Raw genomic sequence first — 19,110 nt, 5'->3', positions numbered from 1 at the left:
GCAGAATAAAGCCTTGGGCCCATTCTTCACGCTTGGCTTGGGACGCACCGTCTTGACGGAAATCACGGTTGAAGTAGAAGTTGCGTGCTTCAAGGGTCGCTTTGCTGTCCTTGATAAACTCGGCATGCGCCACTTGGCTAAGGGACACGCCCAGGGTGCTGGCTGCAACGGCCAAGGCCAGGGAGGTTTTTCTCATTATGTGTTCTCCAGTTGTGTGTGGGTTGCACATCGGCGCGGGTACTGTCTTCAGCCTGTGAAGCGGCAGGCACGCACCGAATTCGGGGGTTATTGCAGGCCGAGGCGCCAGGCAGGCGAACAGCTGTCGCAGCCAGGGCGGCCATGCAATAAGCGAAATCAGGTGAGCATGTGAAGGCAGTCAGCGCGAGCTGGGGAATAAGCACATAGCCGCGGACAGGTAACAATCATGGTGCAGGTCTCTTCATTTTTATTATCGGCCAATAACCCAAGCCGTTATGTGCTGAGCCCTACGCAGATACTGTGCCAGCTGCCAAAAGCAGCTCGGCAGAGCGTCTATTACAAGGTTTTTCGGGTTTTCTGGGGGATTTCTGCAGACCTGACAAGGAGGCAATAAGCGGTTTTTTGCCTATGGCAAAAAGCAAAAAGGCGGGTTATCGCCAACACGCCGCACCAACGGCATGCCGGCGCGCGCTCAATCCACCACGATCTGGTTTTTGCCCTGGCGCTTGGCCTGGTACATCGCGGCATCGGCGCGCGCATACAGGGTATCCAGACTGACATCCTCAGGCCGCAGGCTGGTCAGGCCCTGGCTCAGGGTTACACCGAAGGTCACGCCCTCGTGGCTGAAACTCAGGCGACGCACCTCGCGCTGCAGACGCTCGGCAATCTGCTCGGCCAGCTCAGGCTCACAGCGTGGAAACAGGGCGGCAAACTCCTCGCCACCAATACGACCGAACAGGTCGCCACGGCGCAGCGTGCTTACGCCACTGTAGGCCAGGCGCTGCAATACCTGATCGCCCATCTGGTGGCCGTAACGGTCGTTGATCTGTTTGAAGTCATCCAGGTCGAGCAGCAGAAAGGCCAGCGGACTGCCATATTCACGGGCCTGCTCGAACTCGCGCTGGGCGCACTCGAAGAAGTGCCGGCGGTTGCTGCTCTGGGTCAGCACATCGGTGGTGGCCAGGCGGTGCAACTCGCCTTCCAGCTGTTTTTTCTCGGTAATGTCTTCGGCAATGCCGACGATGATATGCGGCTGACCGGCGGCATTCTCACGGCTGACAAAACACTTGTCGCTGAGCCAGCGCAACTGGCCGTCGCTGCGGATAATACGGTACTCGCGGGCCTCGACCGCGCCGGTTTGCAGCACCTGGGCGAAGCTCTCGGCGGCATAGTCCAGATCATCCGGGTAGATGCTGTTGCGCCACTCTTCATAACCGGACAGCAGCAGTGCGGCGGAGCGGCCAAAGACTCGCTCGTAAGCCGGGCTGACGTAGATCACCCGCTGGGCATCCCAGTCAAACGCCCAGAGCACCGCATTGACGCTGCCCAGCAAGGTACTGAACAGCTGCTCGCGCGCCTGCAGCCGTGCCACCTCGGCGCGGGTGTGCAATAGCGCCAGGGTCAGCTCTTCCTGTTCGAGTTGCTGTCTGCTCAGCTCATCCATAAACGCCGCCATCCTGCGCAGTGCCTAAGACATATAAAAGAGCATACCGCAGAAAGTAAAAACCCGCCGGGAGGCGGGTTTAAGCGGCTAAGCGCGCGGTTAGGCGGCGACAGTCGGACGCAGCGAGTAGGTCTTGAGCTGCTCGGCGAATTCGCGCAGCGACTGAATACCGCTGGCTTCAGCCTCGTGTACCCACTGCTTGATGGCCTCGAGCATGTCGTGGCCATTGGCGCTGGTCTTGACCCAGATCTGCTGCAGGGCCAGACGCTTTTCATAGATCACCTTGAGCGCCTGACTCTGCTCCAACATGCGCTGGATACGCGCCTGGTGGGTTTCATCGAGCAGGCTTGGCTCACGCGACAGCAGGCGCTTGGCGCGGTGGAAGTGGTGGCGCACCGAGGCGTCGGCCTTGAGCAGTTCCTGCTTGACCAGCGGCGCGATCACCAGCTTGCGGTACTGCGCCATGATCTGAAAACGGTTGTTGAGGATGGCCATGGCGGTGTCCATATCCAGGCTGCGCTTGCCTTCCACCCGATGAGCGATGGGCGCAACGCGCTGCACCTGGGCCAGGCCGAGCAGGCTGAACAACTTGATCCAGAACCAGCCCATGTCGAACTCCCACTTCTTTACCGACAGCTTGGCCGAGTTCGGATAGGTGTGGTGGTTGTTGTGCAGCTCTTCGCCGCCGATCAGGATGCCCCAGGGCACCAGGTTGGTCGCCGCATCGCGGCATTCGAAGTTGCGGTAGCCGACGGCATGGCCGAGGCCATTGATCACGCCCGCCGCCCAGACCGGAATCCACATCATCTGGATCGCCCAGATGGTGATGCCCGCAGCGCCGAACAGGGCCAGGTCGAGCACCGCCATCAAGCTGATACCGGCCATGGGGAAGCGCGAGTAGAGATTGCGCTCGATCCAGTCCTCCGGGCAGTTTTTACCATAGATGCGCAGGGTGTCCGGGTTCTTCGCCTCTTCGGCGTAAAGCTCGGCACCGGTGCGCAGCACGGTGCCCAGGCCCTTGATCACCGGGCTGTGCGGGTCATCGACGGTTTCGCATTTGGCGTGGTGCTTGCGGTGGATCGCGGTCCACTCGCGGGTGTTCTGCGCCGTGGTCAGCCACAGCCAGAAGCGGAAGAAGTGCTTCAGCGCCGGATGCAATTCGAGGGCGCGGTGCGCCGAATAGCGATGCAGATAAACCGTCACGCTGACGATGGTCACGTGCGTCATCAGCAGGGTGACTGCGACCAGCTGCCAAACCGACAGATCGAGTAAACCGTTGTACCACATGGATCGTGTGCCTCATGCAAAAGGAAAGACGCCGCTGTTGTTTAGCACAGGTCGCCGGCCATTATCCCTGACCCGGATCAGAAAACCAGTTGGTCTTTTGCATAAGAATACCCCCCGCTTATCAGCATCTATACTGCCGGAGTCTGGCAAAGGACTGACTTATCCCCCATGAATGCTCCACAAGGCGCTTGGCGCCTGACCCTCTATTACACGCTGGCCGCTGCCTTTTGGGTGCTATTCAGCGACGGACTGCTGACCGCCCTGGGTCTGTCGCTGGCGCAACTGGAACGCGCGCAACTGCTCAAGGGGCTGGGTTTTGTGCTGCTCACCGCCGGTTTGCTGTATGTCGTGCTGCGCACTCACCACACACAACAGCGCCTGGCGCAGCAAGCGCTACAACGCAGCGAAAAACGTCTGCATCAGGCACTGGACGCCGCCAAAGACGGCATGTGGGACTGGGATCTGCAGACCCAGAAAGTGTATTTCTCCCCCGGCTACGCCGCCCTGCTCGGCATTCAGCCTGATGCCCTGGGCGATAACCCGCAGCACTGGCTACAGCGTCTGCATGCCGATGACCGCGCGAGTTTCGAGCGCAACCTGGAGCAGCGCCTGGCCGCGCGCAACCCCGCGCCCTATGAGGTCAACTATCGCCTGCGGCACCAGGACGGCAGCTACCGCTGGATTCAGTCACGCGGCCGTCTGCTGCTCGATGAGCACGGCCAGGCCGAACGCCTGATCGGCACTGCCAGCGACATCACTCAACGGCGTAAGGATGAAGACAGCCTGCGCCAGGCCGCGGCGGTATTCGATGCCACCCAGGAAGGCGTGCTGGTCACCGATGCGCGGCAACAGATCGTCCATTGCAACCCAGCCTTTAGCCGCATCACCGGCTACAGCCAGGCGGAAATCCTCGGCCAGTCACCGAGCCTGCTGAAATCCGGGCGGCACGATAAAAGCTTCTATGACAGCCTGTGGCACGCCCTGCAAAACCGCGGTGCGTGGAGCGGCGAGGTGTGGAACCGGCGCAAGAGCGGCGAAATCTACCCACAGTGGCAATGCATCCGGGTAATCCACGATGAACAGGGCGAGATCAGCCATTACGTCGCGGTGTTCTCCGATATCAGCGCGCTGAAACGCTCGCAACGTGAACTGGACTACCTGGCGCACCACGACCCGCTGAGCAACCTGCCCAACCGCCTGCTATTTACCGAACGGGTCGAACACGCCCTGGAGCGAGCCAAGCGCGAGAACCGCTGCGCTAGCGTGCTGCTGGTGGACCTGGATCACTTCAAGCACATCAATGAAAGCCTCGGCCACAATATCGGCGACCTGCTGCTCAAGGCGGTGGGCGAGCGCCTGGCCCAGCAACTGAACTCCGGCATCACGCTGGCACGTCTGGGCGGTGACGAGTTCGGCCTGCTCTGCGAGGACTGCAACAGCGCCGCGAACGCCACGAGCATGGCCCAGCTGGTGCTGAGCTGCCTGAAACAATCCTTCAACGTCAACGGCCAGGAGCTGTTTATCAGCGCCAGCATCGGCATCAGCCTGTTTGATCAGAACAGCCAGGACGTGGCCCAGGTGCTGCGTAACGTCGACTCGGCGCTGTTCAAGGCCAAGAGCAGCGGCCGCGAGGGCTATGCCTTCTACACCGAGGAGCTGACCCAGTACGCCCGCCAGCGGGTCGAGCTGGTCAGTGCCCTGCGCCATGCCCTGGAGAACGACGAGCTGCGGGTCTACTACCAGCCGCTGATCTGCCTGAAAAGCCAGCGAATGATCGGCGCCGAGGCCCTGGTGCGTTGGCAGCAACCCCAACGTGGTTTGCTGCCGCCAGGGGAGTTTATCCCCATCGCCGAGGAGAGCGGCCTGATTGCGGAGATCGACGCCTGGGTGCTGGAGCACGCCTGCCGGCAGATGGTGGCCTGGCAGGCGGCCGGCCATGAACTGCAGTTCGTCGCGGTAAACGTTTCCAGCCGCATGTTCAGCCGCGGCGAACTGGACCTGCGGGTCGCCCGAATACTGGCCGAAACCGGTCTGGACCCGGCCCTGCTGGAGCTGGAAGTCACCGAGAGTGCGGTAATGGACAACGCCGATGCCGCCCTGGCCCTGCTCGGCCGCCTGCGCGAGTTGGGCCTGCGCCTGGCCATCGACGACTTCGGCACCGGCTACAGCTCCCTGGCGCGGCTCAAGCGCATGCCAGTGCATAAACTCAAACTGGACCAGAGTTTCGTCCGGGGCCTGCCGCGTGACCAGGACGATGTGGCCATCACCCGGGCGGTCATTGCCCTGGGCCATAACCTGGGACTCAAGGTACTGGCCGAGGGCATAGAACAGGCCGAACAGGTCGAGTTGCTTCAGGAGTTGGGCTGCGACCATGCCCAGGGTTATCACTTCGGTCGCCCGCAACCGGCTGCAGCGCTGTTTATGCTCAGCACCGCCTGAACAGCGTTGCTCCGCCCCCCGGATTTCAGCAGCAGGAATGCCCTATGCGTGTACTAATTCTCGAAGACGATGCCTGGATTGCCGACTTGCTCAAGCAAATCGTTCACAGCCTGCGCCCCCAAGCCCAGATCAGCTGTGTAGGCCGGGTCGAGGCAGCCCTGGCCGAATGGCAACGCAGCCCGACCGAGCTGGTCATCTGCGACTGGAACCTGCCCGATGGCCCCGGCACCCAACTGCTGGAACATATCCGCAAACAGGACAGCCAGATTCCCCTGGTGCTGATCACCGGCCGCGCCGACCGCGCCAGCGTGCTGGAGGTGCGCCCGTTGCGCATCAGCGCCTTTATCAGCAAGCCCTTCCAGATACCCACGGTACTCGACTGCCTGGATCGGCTGCTGCCTTCGGTGGATTTGCATGCCGCCGCCAGCGGCCCTGTGCCCAGCAGTTTCGACGAATTCCTGGGTAGCCAGAGCGCCGGCGAGCTGGGTACGCCCCTGCAGCCCGGCAGCCTGGCTAAGCTCCAGGCCCTTGGCCAGCAACCCGCCGACCTGCGCCAACTGCACAACCTGGGGCATAACGAGCCGGCCATCACCGCCCGCCTGCTGGCCGCGGCCAATAGTGCCCAGTACAGCCGTGGCGGCGCGCTGTGCCTGAGCCTGGCCCAGGCCCTGCAAAATCCTTGAAGACCAATTGGCGATTGGCGAAACCATGCGCCTGACGCTGAACAACTTCGGCTACCACGCCGAGCACTTCAGCCGCATCGCCGACCTCGACGCCGCCCTGCAGCAGCAACGGCCCGATGCGCTGATCGTCGACGTCAACCTGCCCGACGAGCAGCTCACCGGCCTGGAGTATGCCGCCAGCCTGCAACAGCGCCTGGACGAACCCTTGCCGCTGCTGGTGATCACCACCCAGAGCGATTTTGCCACTCACCTTGAGGCCGTCCGCGTCGGCGCCCTGGGCTTTTTCACCAAGCCGCTGGACATCCCCCTGCTGGAAAACCGCCTGGAACGCTGCTTCGGCCAGCAACAGGGCGAGCCCTACCGGGTGCTGATCATCGACGATGACCGCGAGTTGGCCAGCCGTTTCAGCCTGGTTCTGCGCGGCGCCAATATGCTGGTGGAAATACTTCACGAGCCGGCGGAGATCTTCGCCTGCATGCGCCGCTTCAACCCCGAAGTGGTGCTGCTGGATGTCAACATGCCCGACTGCACCGGCCCGGAGCTGGCGCAGATCATCCGCATGAACGACGACTGGCTGCGCGTGCCGATCGTCTACCTGTCGGCGGAAACCGACATCAGCCGGCAGATAAACGCCCTGCTCAAGGCTGGCGATGATTTCATTACCAAACCGATCTCCGACAATGCCCTGGTCGCTGCCGTGTTCTCCCGCGCCCAGCGCGCACGCCTGCTGAGCAACGCGCTGTCGCGCGACAGTCTCACCGGCCTGCTCAAGCACGCCGATATCAAGGAGCAGGCGGCGGTCGAACTGGAACGCGCGCAGCGCAGCGGCAAGCCGGCCAGCGTGGCGATGCTGGATATCGACTTCTTCAAGAAGGTCAACGACAGCTACGGCCATGCCGCCGGCGACAACGTTATTCGCGCCCTGGCCAACCTGCTGCGCCAACGCCTGCGGCGCATCGACAGCCTGGGCCGTTATGGCGGCGAGGAATTCCTCGTGGTGCTGCCGGACTGCCCGGCGGAGCAGGCGCTGCGCATTCTCGATGAAATCCGCCAACGCTTTGCCGAACTGCAGTTTATCGCTGGCGATCAGCACTTCTCGGTAACCCTGAGCGCAGGCATCGCCTCCACCGAGAACGCACCCGCAAGTGCCGGCGACCTGCTGGAAGAAGCCGACCGCGCGCTCTATGCCGCCAAGCACGACGGGCGCAATCAGGTGCGATAGCCAGCGCACTTTGAAGCTCACCGCTACAGCACTTAGTGCATTTGCTAGTCGTCCGGGCTTGGCTTTATGAAATTTATCGCGTAGATTTTCATGAAATTACTTAAGCATAATTTCATGAGGCGCGCCATGTTCAAACAATCCGCCCAGCACATCGGCACCTACTACGCCGCCACCTACCCCGGCGCCATCCCGCTACGCCCGCGCCTGCAGGAAGCGTTGCAATGCGATGTGCTGATTATCGGCGGTGGTTTCAGTGGCCTGCACACTGCGCTGCGCCTGGCCCTGGCGGGCAAGCAGGTGGTGCTGCTGGAAGCCAGTCGACTGGCCTGGGCGGCTTCCGGGCGCAACGGCGGCCAGGCGCTGCCGGGCTGGTCCTGCGACATGCCGCCGTTCGAGAAGGCCCTCGGCCTGGAACGCGCCCGCCGCCTGTGGGACAGCATGGTCTGGGCCGCCGAAGAGATGCGCGAGCTGCCCCAGCGGCATAGCTTCGATATCGATTACCGCAGCGGCGCGCTCTACACCGCCGTGCTGCCGCGCCGTGTGCGCCAGCTGCAGGACAGCCTGGAAGAAGCCGAGCAGAAATACGGCTACGCGCAGCTGAGCTTTATCCCCAAGGAGCAACTGCCGCAGTGGATCGCCAGCCCACGCTACCTGGCCGCCCTGCATGACAGCGGCGCCGCGCACCTCAACCCGCTGAAACTGGCCCAGGGCCTGGCCGATGCCATCGAGAAAGCCGGCGGAAAAATCTTCGAGCAAAGCAAGGCGCTGAGCTATCTAGAGACGGCGGACGGTTATGTCGCGCGCAGCGAGCACGGCGAAGTGCGCAGCGACGTGCTGGTGCTGGCCTGCAACGCCTATATCGACAAGCTCGATGCGCAGCTGGCGAAACGCCTGCTGCCGGTCGGTTCCTATCAGGTCGCCACCGCGCCGCTGGACCCGCAGCTGGCACGCTCGCTGTTCCCGCAAGGCACCTGCGCCATCGACAACCAGTTCGTACCGGATTACTTCCGCGTCACCCCAGACAACCGCCTGCTGTTCGGCGGCGGCTGCACCTACCTCGGCGGCATCCCGGCGGACGTGCCAGCGGCCACCCGGCCTTATCTGGAGCGGGTGTTCCCGCAACTGCGCGGCGTGCAGATCGACTACGGCTGGGGCGGGCATATCGACTGCACCATGCAGCGCACCCCGGATGTCGGCCGCAATGGGCAGAAGTACTGGCTGCAAGGCTTCTCCGGCCACGGCATCCTGCCGACCCTGGCCGCCGCTCGCGCGGTCAGCGACGCGATCCTCGGTGACAACGAGCTGCTTGAGCTGTACCAGGGCCTGAGTAACCCGCGCTTCCCCGGCGGCGATCTGCTCGCCGCGCCCATCGAAGCCGTCGGCAAGGCGTGGTATCGCCTGCGCGATGTGATTTGAAATCTGCCCTCAAGCTACTGCGCTCGGTGATGCTGTGTTGAACCACGCCTCAGAATGCTCATTTACAACTCGTAAACTCCGCTTCTTCGGCGCGTTTCGCCTTGCCTCACCTTCGCTCGTGACGCTTGAAAACAAATTTCTAAAAAGGACATGAACATGGATATGCAGGAAGAAGTCGAAGGTCTGGCGATCCTGATCCGCGACCTGCGCAAGCACAAGAACCTCACCCTCGGTGAGCTGGCCGCGCGTATCGACCGTTCGGTGGGCTTTCTTTCCCAGGTCGAGCGCGGCCTGTCGCGCCCCACCGTGGCCGACCTCACCGCCATCAGCGAAAGCCTCGGCGTGCCGACCACTTATTTTTACAGCCTGAGCAAACCGCGCGCCGTGCCCTGGGTCACCCGCCCCGGCGAGCGCCGCACGCTGTATTACGCCGGCGGCATCACCGACGTGCTGGCCTCGCCGACCATGGCCGGCGGCTTCTCCATGCTCGAAAGCCATCTGCAGCCCGGCGCCAGCAGCGGCGAAGGCCACCTGAACGACAGCTCCGAGCAAGGCGGCTTCGTCCTCGAAGGCGAGCTGACCATCTGGTATGGCGACGCCGCCGCGCCAGTCACCCTCGGCCCGAATGACAGCTTCCAGCTGCCGCCGCACGCGCAGTTTCGCTACGCCAACCTTTCCGACTCCCCGACACGAGTGCTTTGGGTTTTTAACTAACCCGCGCAGATAACCGCCATGACAATCACAACAGCATTTCCCGACCTGCTCAGCGAAGTCCGCGCCTTCCGCAGCGCCCACCCCAAGGTGCGCTATGTCGACCTGATCAGCCTGGATATTCCCGGGCATTTCTACGGCAAGCGTTACCCCATCGCCATGCTGGAGAAAGTCGCCGCCGGCAGCCCGCTGAAAATCCCGCAGAACTGCGTGCTGCTTGGCGTGCAAGGCGGCCTGCACCCGATTGGCGACTACTGCTTCAACGACGGCGACCCGGATGCGCCGCGCCGGTTGATTCCCGGCACCCTCAAGCCGGTACGCTGGGAAAGCCAGCCCTTGGGGCAGATGCTGATCAGCTCCGACGGCACCGCCGCACCGATCGAATTCGAGCCGCGTGAAGTGCTCGCCCGTGTGCTCAAGCGCCTGGCCGCCCGCGGTATCCGCCCGGTGGTGGCGTTCGAGCTGGAGTTCTACCTGTTCGACCGCGCGCTCAAGGACGGCCTGCCGCAGTTCCCCCGCGACCCGCTGTGCGGCGACGAGGACGATCAGCCGAATATGCATATCGAACGCCTGTCGCGCTTTGCCGATGTGCTGCACGAGATCGTCGACGCCGCCAATGAGCAGGGCGTGGACGCCAACGTGATCACCGCCGAGCTCGGCCCCGGCCAGTTCGAGATCAATTTCGGCCATTGCGACGACGGCCTGCGCGCCGCCGACTGGGCCGCCCTGTTCTGTCGTAGCACCCGTGGCGTGGCGCTCAAGCACGGCCAGCGCGCCAGCTTTATGAGCAAGCCCTACCTGCACGCGCCCGGCAGCGGCATGCATGTGCATGTCAGCCTGTACGACGACGCCGGCAACAACCTGCTGGCCAGCGACGGGCAGCGCCCGCTGCGCCATGCGGTGGCCGGCTGCCTGGAGTTGCTGCCGCACTGCATGCCGATCTTCGCCGCCAACCACAACGCCTTCCGCCGCTACGGCGCCATGGTCAACGCCGCCAGCCGCGCCAGTTGGGGTTATGAGGACCGCGATGCGTGCATCCGCATCCCCGAATCAGACGGCAACAACCTGCGCATCGAACACCGCCTGGCCGGCGCCGACGCCAACCCTTATCTGGTGCTGGCGGCGATCCTCAGCGGCATGGAGCACGGCCTGGATGCCGGTAAGGAGCCGATTGCCCCGCTTAATGAGAACCGCCAGAGCGGCATCGACTTCCCCCAGGACATGCTCGGCGCGGTCAGCGCCATGCGCGACCATCCGCTGGTCAACCAGGGCCTGGGCAGCGAGTTCGTGATGGTCTACTGCGAAAACAAACGCCAGGACCACCTGGCCTTTATGCAGGAAGTCAGTGCGCGGGAATACCGCTGGTTTATGTGAGCCATACCTGTGCAGATTCGTAGGGTGGGTTAGCGACGCCATGCTCCGCACACTCAGGCGCAGCGGCTCTATGTGCGTCGCGTAACCCACCAGGCGTTAGCCGGCGTTGTCGCCATGGTGGGTTACGGCACTATGTAAATCGTATGGCCATGCCAATCGTCACAAGCGCCTAACCCACCCTACGGGTCTGATTTTTGTGAATCGTAATGCTTCAACGCAGCAGAAAAACCGCCAGCCCGGCCAGCGCCGACACCAGCAGCACCTCCATCACCCCACGTTTGAAGCGCAGCAGCGCCAGCGCCGCCGCCACGGCCAGCAGCGCCGACGGCCAGTCGAAAGTGCCGGCGAAGCCCTGCGGCCAGAGCACGTGGTAGGCAAAGAACAGCGCCAGATTCAGAATCACCCCGACCACTGCCGCAGTAATCGCAGTCAGTGGCGCGGTAAATTTCAACTCGCCATGGGTCGATTCCACCAGCGGCCCGCCGGCGAGGATAAACAGAAAGGACGGCAGAAAGGTGAACCAGGTGACCAGCGCCGCCGCCAGCGCGCCACTGACAAAACCCGAATCGCCACCGAACACCGGCTGCAGATAAGCGCCAACAAAGGCCACGAACGCCACCACCATAATCAGCGGCCCTGGGGTGGTTTCGCCCAGGGCCAGACCGTCGATCATCTGCGTCGGCGTCAGCCAGCCGTAATGACCGATGGCGCCCTGGTAGACATAGGGCAGCACCGCATAGGCACCGCCAAAGGTCAGCAGCGCCGCCTTGGTAAAGAACCAGGCCATCTGCGTCAGGGTGCCGTCCCAGCCGTACAGCCAGGTCAGCAGGCCCATTGGCAGTAACCAGAGCAGCGCGCCCACCGCCAGCAACAGCGCCAGGCGCGACGCGCGAAAGCGTGTATGCGCGGCCGGCGGGCTGTTGTCATCGATCAACGCCGGGCCGTAGTTCGCGCCCTGCGCCGCATGCCCGCCGCCCAGGCTGAACTGCTGCGGCAGCAGGCGGCCACCGAAGTAGCCGAGCAGCGCCGCGCCCAGCACGATCAACGGAAACGGCAGATTGAAGGCAAAGATGGCGACAAAGGACGCGCCAGCAATGCCCCACAGCCAGTTGTTCTTTAGCGCTCGCGAGCCAATGCGCCAGGCCGCCTGCATCACGATGGCAGTCACCGCCGGCTTGATCCCGTAGAAAATCCCCGCCACCAGCGGCACATCACCGAAGGCGATATACAGCCAGGACAGGCCGATCAGGATAAACAGCGACGGCAGCACGAACAGCACCCCGGCGATCACCCCGCCCCAGGTGCGGTGCAGCAGCCAACCGATATAAGTGGCCAGCTGCTGCGCCTCCGGCCCCGGCAGCAGCATGCAATAGTTCAGCGCATGCAGAAAACGCCGCTCGGACAGCCAGCGACGCTTCTCCACCAACTCCTGGTGCATGATCGCGATCTGCCCGGCCGGCCCGCCGAAGCTGATCAGGCCGAGCTTGAGCCAGAACCAGAAGGCTTCGCCCAGGCTCACTGCGGGCGGTGCGGTGGATGCAGAGGATTCGGACATGCGGGCAACTCACGGCGATAAAAACGCTGGCACTATAACCTGTGCAGATGACGATTTAAGCCTGCTGCACTCAAGCCCTGGCGCGGATTTACGTATACTGAGCAGCGCTGCGCCCTCCTTCAACCTGCCCGTGAAGCTCTCCGTGAAAATCCGCCATTCGCTAGTAAGCCTGCTGCTGATCTGCAGCTGCGTCGTCGTTGCATCGAACACCCAGGCCGCCCCCGCCAAACAACAGGACCTGGCCGCCGGCAGCGCCTTGGTTGTCGACTTACAGACCAACCAGGTGCTCTTCGAGCGCAATGCCGACACTGTGGTGCCGATTGCCTCGGTGACCAAGCTGATGACCGCCATGGTCACCCTCGACGCCAACTTGCCGCTGGATCAGCAGCTGCCGATCATGATTCGCGACACCCATGACATGCGCGGCGTGTTCTCCCGCGTGCGCGTGGGCAGCGAACTGAGCCGCCGCGACATGCTGCTGCTGGCCCTGATGGCCTCGGAAAACCGCGCCGCCGCCAGCCTGGCACACCACTATCCGGGCGGCCACGCAGCCTTTGTCGCGGCGATGAACGCCAAGGCCCGCGCCCTGGGCATGAACAATTCGCGCTTCGTCGAGCCCACCGGGCTGTCGGAACACAACGTGTCGAGCGCCCGTGACCTGGTGCTGCTGCTCAAGGCCGCGCGCCAGTACCCGCTGATCAGCCAGTTCAGCACCACCGCGGAAAAGACCCAGGCGTTCCGCAAGCCCAACTACAGCCTGGGTTTTCGCAACACCAACAGCCTGGTACGCAAGCCGGGCTGGAGCGTGCAGCTGAGCAAGACCGGCTACACCGGCGAAGCCGGCCGCTGCCTGGTGATGAACACCGTGATGAACAACCACCCAGTGGCCTTCGTGGTGCTCGATGCCTTCGGCAAATACACCCATATGGCCGACGCCAACCGTCTCAAGCGCTGGCTGGAGACCGGCAAGGTCACCGCCGTGCCGCCCGCCGCCATCAGCTACCGCCAGCAGAAACTGGCGCAGCGTAAGGCGGCGGCTGCACAGTAAGCCCTGCAGGCACAAGGCCCGCAGCACATGCGGGCCTTTTCAATCAACGGCAGAAAAGCAGCGTCTCAGCTGTTGTTTAACCCCAGCAACGGCTGGCGCATGCCAAACACCAGAAAGCGCGCCAGCTCGGGGAGCGGCAAGGCCTTGCTGATCAGGTAGCCCTGCACCTGATCGCAGCCGTACTGACGCAGCAGCGCCAGTTGTTCGGCGTTTTCCACGCCCTCGCCCACCACCTGCAGATTGAGGTTGAGCGCCAGGTTGATCATCGCCCGCACCAGTTGCCGATTCTCCGCACGCTCGCCCATGCCGCCGACAAAGCTCTTGTCGATTTTCAGCAGGGTGATCGGCAGGTTGTTCAGGTGCACGAAAGAGGAGAACCCGGTGCCGAAGTCGTCCAGGGAGAAGCGCACACCGAGGCGGGCCAGCGCCAGCATGGTCTGCTGCACCTGATCGCTGCGGCGCATCACGGCGGTTTCGGTCAGCTCGAACTCCAGCCACTGCGCATCCACGCCGCGCTCTTCGATCAGGCGGCTAAGGGTTGGCAGCAGCTGGCTGTCCTGAAACTGGCGGAACGACAGATTGACCGCCATGTGCAGCGCCGGCAAACCGCGCCCGCGCAGCCACTGCATATCGCGCAGGGCGCGGCTGATCACCCAGTAGCCGAGCGGGACGATCAGCCCGGTTTCCTCGGCCAACGGCACAAACTCACCCGGCGCGAGCAAACCATGCACGCTGTGACGCCAGCGCACCAGCGCCTCCAGGCCGACGATGCGCCCGCTCTGCAGGCACAGGCGCGGCTGGTAGTGCAGTTCCAGTTCGTCGCGGCGCAGGGCGCGGCGCAGCTCGCTTTCCAGGTCGGCCTGGTTGCGTGCGCTGCGGTTGATCCGCTCGTCATAAATATGAAAGGTGCAGCCCTGCTGGCTCTTGGCCTGTTGCATGGCGATATGCGCGTGCCACATCAGCGAATCGGCCGTGCCTGCGGCGCGCGAATGCGCCAGGCCCAGGCTGCAGCCGAGCAGCAGGCTTTCGCCGTCGATCCAGTACGGCTCGCCGAGGGCTTCGGTAATCTGCACGGCCAGGCGTTCGGCGCGCCGTGGGTCGCGGCGGCTGTCGAGCAGCAGGGCAAACTCATCACTGCCCAGCCGTGCCACTTGATCGCCGGCCTGCAGCTGCGCCTTGATCCGCGCCACCACCTGCAGGATCAGGCTGTCGCCGCCCTGGTAACCGAGGGCATCGTTGGCGTGACGGAAGTTGTCCAGATCGAGATGGCCAAGGGTCAGGCCACGCTCCTCATATTCAGCCAGACGCGCGGCGAGCAGAGTCTGAAAGCCCTGGCGGTTGGCAATCCCGGTCAAGGCGTCCTGTTCGGCCAGGCGTTGCAAGGTGTCGTTGAGCTTGCAGCGCTCACGCGCATAGCGCAGGCAGCGGCGCAGGGCATCCAACCCGGCGCCGGCCACCAGCCAGTCGCTGACACCACCCGGCACCTGCTGCGGCTGCGGCTCCTGCTCCAGCAGCAACACCAGGGGCAAGTGGCAACCCTGGGCCTGCGGCAGCTGCTGCGGGGTGCATAGCAACAGGCCCGGCTGCGCGGCGTCGAACAAACTGCTGGCGGCCGCCCAGGAAGGCGCGGTGATCAAATCGTGGGGATGGCCCAGGGCGGCCAGTTGCTCGCGCAGACGCCGGGCCCAGGCCGCAGACTCGGTCAGCAGGAGTAGTCGCAGGGGTTCAACAAGCACGGCCAAAGAGCATCCCCAGTGCAAGATAAAGGCTAACAGCGTGCACCAGGCCCGCCGTTACTGCAGCCCGTGCCGCCGGCTAGACAAGCTCGGCAGCTGGACGCTGGGGAAACAAACTAACCAACTGGATCGGCATCGACCAGCAGCTTATTGGCAAGCTGTGAGCGAGATCATGTCCCGCGGCAAAAGCCGGTGTTAGAGCGGCCCGTCGCTCAGGCCTGGCGCAAGGCGAACTCGCCGTTGTGCTGGCGATGCTGCAGCAAGAAGCGTTGCAATTCGTCCAGGGGCAGGGGCTTGCTGATCAGATAGCCTTGGCCCTGGTCGCAGCCGAACTGCAGCAGCAATGCCAGTTCGGCTTCGGTTTCGATGCCCTCGGCCACCACCTCCAGGCCGAGGTTGCGCGCCAGGTTGATCATTGCATTGACCAGGCGGGCCTGCTCGGCGTGCACCGCCATGCCGGAGACGAAGCTCTTGTCCAGTTTGAGCAGGCTGATCGGCAGACTGGCCAGGTGCACGAAGGAGGAGAAACCGGTGCCGAAATCGTCCAGGGAGAAGCGCACGCCCAGACTACCCAGGGTGCGCATGGTATTGAGCACGTAGTCGCTGCGGCGCATTACTGCGGTCTCGGTCAGCTCGAACTCCAGCCAGCGCGCGTCCACCCGGCAGTGCTCGATCAGGCGTTGCACGGTCGGCAGCAGCTGGCTGTCCTGAAACTGGCTGAAAGACAGATTGACCGCCATATGCAGCAGCAGGTCGTGCTCGGCCAGCCAGTCCAGGTCACGCAGGGCACGCGCCACCACCCAGTAGCCAAGCGGCACGATCAGGCCGCTCTGCTCGGCCAGCGGGATAAAATCGTCGGGGTAGAGCAAGCCCCGGCTGGGGTGTCGCCAGCGCACCAGGGCCTCCAGGCCGACTATGGCGCCGCTGGCCAGGTCCTGGCGCGGCTGGTAGTGCAACTCCAGCTCATCGCGGCGCAGCGCCCGGCGCAATTCAGCCTCCAGATCGGCCAGGCTGCGCACGTCGCTGCCCATGCGCTCGTCATACAGATGGTAGGTGCAGCCCTCTTCGCGCTTGGCCTGCTGCATGGCCAGGTGGGCATGCCAGAGCAGCGGGTCGGCGTCCTCGCCAGCGCGGCCATAGGCCAGGCCCAGGCTGCAGCCCATGGACAGGCTCTCACCCTGAATCCAGTAGGGCTCGCCCAGAGCGGCCATCAGCCTCTTGGCCATGGGTTCGCCCCGGGCGCGAGATTGGCTGATATCCAGCAGCAGGGCGAATTCGTCGCTGCCGACCCGGGCGGGGATATCCTGGGGTTCCAGCACGCCCTTGATCCGCTCGGTGACCTGCTGGATCAGCAAGTCGCCAGCCTGGTGGCCCAGGCTGTCGTTGGCGTGGCTGAAATTATCCAGGTCCAGATAACCCAGCAGCAGGCCACGCCCGCGGTTCTCTAGCAGGCGTTTACGCAGCAAGCCCTGGAAGCCCTGACGATTGGCGATACCGGTCAGCGGGTCGCGTTCGCTCAAGGCTTGCAGAGCCTGACGCTGTCGGCTGTAATCCAGGCAGCGGCGCAATACCTCGGCATTGAGGCAATCACGCGCCAGCCAATCCTGGGCATCACCAGGGGGCTCCTGGGGTGCGCGCTCCAGCAGCAGGATCGGCGGCAAGGAGCACAGCTGAGCAACCGGGCGGCACTCAGGGGTGCAGAAGATCAGATCGGGAAGTTCGTGCTGATACAGGTGCTGGGCATCCTCCCAGCTGTTGGCGGCGAACAGCCAGACCGGCTCGGTTTGCTCGGCCAGCAAGGCATCGAGCAGCGTCACCCAGTGGCGCTCTGTCGTCAGAATCAACAGCCGGCAGAAATGGCTTTGGCAGGACACACAACCTCCGCAGCACTCTTTTTAAGAACTTACTTTAACTTATAGCTGCAATAGCTTAATTAATCACTAGAATCCACTCAAAAAACTGCACCTGTATAAGCCCAGCCGACGCCCGCCCTGCGCAACTAGGGTTTGTTGCTATTTCTCACAGCACCGCGGCTCGCGATGAAACGGCAACAGACCCTAGAAGCATTGCTGGTAGAATTCACGGCCCTTTCGCCCGACTCCACTGCGCTCAATGTCCCGACTCAATCCCCGGCAACAAGAAGCCGTGAACTATGTCGGCGGCCCACTTTTGGTGCTCGCCGGTGCCGGTTCCGGCAAGACCAGCGTGATCACCCGCAAGATCGCTCATCTGGTGCAGAACTGCGGCATCCAGGCGCGCCATATCGTCGCCATGACCTTTACCAACAAGGCCGCCCGCGAGATGAAGGAGCGGGTCGGCAGCCTGCTCAAGGGCCCCGAGGCCCGCGGCCTGACGGTGTCGACCTTCCACAACCTGGGGATGAACATCATCCGCAAGGAATACGCGGCGCTGGGCTACAAGCCGGGCTTCTCGATCTTCGACGAGGGCGATATCAAGGCGCTGCTGTCGGACATCATGCAGAAGGAATACTCAGGCGATGACGGTGCCGACGAGATCAAGAACTACATCGGCAGCTGGAAGAACGAGCTGATCCTGCCCGAGCAGGCCCTGGCCGAGTCGCGTAACCCCAAGGAGCAGACCGCCGCCATCGTCTACCTGCACTACCAGCGCACGCTTAAGGCCTACAACGCGGTGGACTTCGATGACCTGATCCTGCTGCCGGTGAAGCTGTTTCAGGACAACCCGGCCATTCTGGAAAAATGGCAGAACCGTATCCGCTACCTGCTGGTGGACGAATACCAGGACACCAACGCCAGCCAGTACCTGCTGGTGAAACTCTTGGTGGGCATGCGCAACCAGTTCACCGTGGTCGGCGACGATGACCAGTCGATCTACGCCTGGCGCGGTGCGCGCCCGGAAAACCTGATGCTGCTGAAAGACGACTACCCGTCGCTGAAGGTGGTGATGCTGGAGCAGAACTACCGCTCCACCAGCCGCATCCTCAAGTGCGCCAACACCCTGATCGCCAACAACCCCCACGCCTTCGAAAAACAGCTGTGGAGCGAGATGGGTGTGGGCGACGAGATCCGCGTGATCCGCTGTCGCAACGAGGACGCCGAGTGCGAGCGGGTGGCCCTGGAAATCCTCACCGAACACCTGCGCACCGAGCGCCCGTACAGCGACTTCGCGATCCTCTACCGCGGCAACTACCAGGCCAAGCTGATGGAGCTGAAGTTGCAGCACCATCAGATTCCCTATCGCCTCAGCGGCGGCACCAGCTTCTTCGCCCGCCAGGAGGTGAAGGACCTGATGAGCTCCTTCCGCCTGCTGGTCAACCCGGACGACGACAACGCCTTCCTGCGGGTGATCAACGTGCCGCGCCGCGAAATCGGCTCCACCACCCTGGAAAAGCTCGGCAACTACGCCACCGGGCGCAAGATCAGCATGTACAACGCCAGCGACGAAGTCGGCCTCGGCGAGCACCTCGACAGCCGCTACAGCGAACGCCTGCAACGGTTCAAGCGCTGGATGGACGGCGTGCGCCGGCAATGCGCTGAGAACGACCCGATCGCCGCGCTGCGCAGCATGGTGATGGACATCGATTACGAGAACTGGCTGCGCCAGAACGCCTCCAACGACAAGGTCGCCGATGCGCGCATGGGCAACGTCTGGTTCCTCATCGAGGCGCTGAAGAACACCCTGGAAAAAGACGAAGACGGCGACATGACCATCGAGGACGCCATCGGCAAGCTGGTCCTGCGCGACATGCTCGAACGTCAGCAGGAAGAAGAAGACGGCGCCGAAGGCGTGCAGATGATGACCCTGCACGCCTCCAAGGGCCTGGAATTTCCCTCGGTGTATATCCTTGGCGTGGAAGAAGAAATCCTCCCGCACCGCTCCAGCATCGAAGCCGACACCGTCGAGGAAGAACGGCGCCTGGCCTATGTCGGCATCACCCGCGCCAAGCGCAACCTGACCATGACCTTCGCCGCCAAGCGCAAGCAATACGGCGAAATCAGCGACTGCAGCCCGAGCC

At 63.4% G+C, this 19,110-nt stretch carries 13 protein-coding genes and 1 pseudogene; 8 read left to right on the top strand and 6 right to left on the bottom strand.

Annotated features, from left to right (window positions below; all coding sequences use genetic code 11):
• The 3 genes from WA145_RS10025 to desA all read right to left on the bottom strand — a co-directional run.
• Window positions 1-196 (bottom strand): OprD family outer membrane porin (locus WA145_RS10025; protein WP_422581440.1); only part of this gene is annotated, 196 nt, incomplete at its 3' end.
• A 474-nt stretch (window positions 197-670) separates the two neighbouring features.
• Window positions 671-1,642 carry a GGDEF domain-containing protein gene (locus tag WA145_RS10020; RefSeq protein WP_422581439.1) on the bottom strand — a complete coding sequence of 324 codons (972 nt, stop codon included), beginning with the start codon at window positions 1,640-1,642 and terminating at the stop codon, window positions 671-673.
• 99 nt (window positions 1,643-1,741) lie between these two features.
• The gene (gene desA, locus WA145_RS10015) at window positions 1,742-2,929 is read right to left on the bottom strand and encodes a delta-9 fatty acid desaturase DesA (protein WP_422581438.1); all 1,188 of its coding nucleotides are present in this window, start codon (window positions 2,927-2,929) and stop codon (window positions 1,742-1,744) included.
• A gap of 168 nt (window positions 2,930-3,097) precedes the next feature.
• Between desA and dibA the strand changes: the two genes are divergently transcribed.
• From dibA to WA145_RS09985, 6 genes and pseudogenes are all read left to right on the top strand, one after another.
• A complete protein-coding gene (gene dibA, locus WA145_RS10010) occupies window positions 3,098-5,368 on the top strand; it encodes a phosphodiesterase DibA (protein ID WP_422581437.1) in 2,271 nt (756 codons plus the stop codon).
• 44 nt (window positions 5,369-5,412) lie between these two features.
• Complete coding sequence (locus WA145_RS10005) at window positions 5,413-6,051, top strand: response regulator (RefSeq protein ID WP_422581436.1); 639 nt, start codon at window positions 5,413-5,415, stop codon at window positions 6,049-6,051.
• Window positions 6,044-7,273: pseudogene (locus WA145_RS10000) on the top strand (diguanylate cyclase); the annotation flags it as partial. The gene WA145_RS10005 and the pseudogene WA145_RS10000, both read left to right, overlap by 8 nt.
• A gap of 126 nt (window positions 7,274-7,399) precedes the next feature.
• The gene (locus tag WA145_RS09995) at window positions 7,400-8,689 is read left to right on the top strand and encodes an NAD(P)/FAD-dependent oxidoreductase (protein WP_422581435.1); all 1,290 of its coding nucleotides are present in this window, start codon (window positions 7,400-7,402) and stop codon (window positions 8,687-8,689) included.
• A gap of 156 nt (window positions 8,690-8,845) precedes the next feature.
• Window positions 8,846-9,403: a helix-turn-helix domain-containing protein gene (locus WA145_RS09990; RefSeq protein WP_422581434.1), complete on the top strand. Its 558-nt coding sequence runs from the start codon at window positions 8,846-8,848 to the stop codon at window positions 9,401-9,403.
• 24 nt (window positions 9,404-9,427) lie between these two features.
• On the top strand, window positions 9,428-10,774 hold the full coding sequence (locus WA145_RS09985; protein WP_422581441.1) for a glutamine synthetase family protein: 1,347 nt from the start codon (window positions 9,428-9,430) through the stop codon (window positions 10,772-10,774).
• Window positions 10,775-10,985: 211 nt separating this feature from the next.
• Here the strand turns inward: WA145_RS09985 and chrA are convergent, their stop codons facing one another.
• On the bottom strand, window positions 10,986-12,329 hold the full coding sequence (gene chrA / locus WA145_RS09980) for a chromate efflux transporter (RefSeq protein WP_422581433.1): 1,344 nt from the start codon (window positions 12,327-12,329) through the stop codon (window positions 10,986-10,988).
• 142 nt (window positions 12,330-12,471) lie between these two features.
• Between chrA and pbpG the strand changes: the two genes are divergently transcribed.
• On the top strand, window positions 12,472-13,377 hold the full coding sequence (pbpG, locus tag WA145_RS09975) for a D-alanyl-D-alanine endopeptidase (protein ID WP_422581432.1): 906 nt from the start codon (window positions 12,472-12,474) through the stop codon (window positions 13,375-13,377).
• A gap of 65 nt (window positions 13,378-13,442) precedes the next feature.
• Here the strand turns inward: pbpG and WA145_RS09970 are convergent, their stop codons facing one another.
• Window positions 13,443-15,119, bottom strand: a complete 1,677-nt coding sequence (locus WA145_RS09970) for a putative bifunctional diguanylate cyclase/phosphodiesterase (RefSeq protein WP_422581431.1) — start codon at window positions 15,117-15,119, stop codon at window positions 13,443-13,445.
• Between the two features lie 206 nt (window positions 15,120-15,325).
• Window positions 15,326-16,987: a putative bifunctional diguanylate cyclase/phosphodiesterase gene (locus WA145_RS09965; RefSeq protein ID WP_422581430.1), complete on the bottom strand. Its 1,662-nt coding sequence runs from the start codon at window positions 16,985-16,987 to the stop codon at window positions 15,326-15,328.
• 238 nt (window positions 16,988-17,225) lie between these two features.
• Here WA145_RS09965 and rep point away from each other — a divergent pair.
• On the top strand, window positions 17,226-19,110 hold a 1,885-nt coding region (gene rep / locus WA145_RS09960; protein WP_422581429.1), incomplete at its 3' end, for a DNA helicase Rep.

The sequence above is a fragment of the Pseudomonas sp. genome (genome assembly GCF_049301935.1).
Lineage (GTDB): Bacteria > Pseudomonadota > Gammaproteobacteria > Pseudomonadales > Pseudomonadaceae > Aquipseudomonas.
This window is presented reverse-complemented; position numbering and strand designations above follow the sequence as displayed.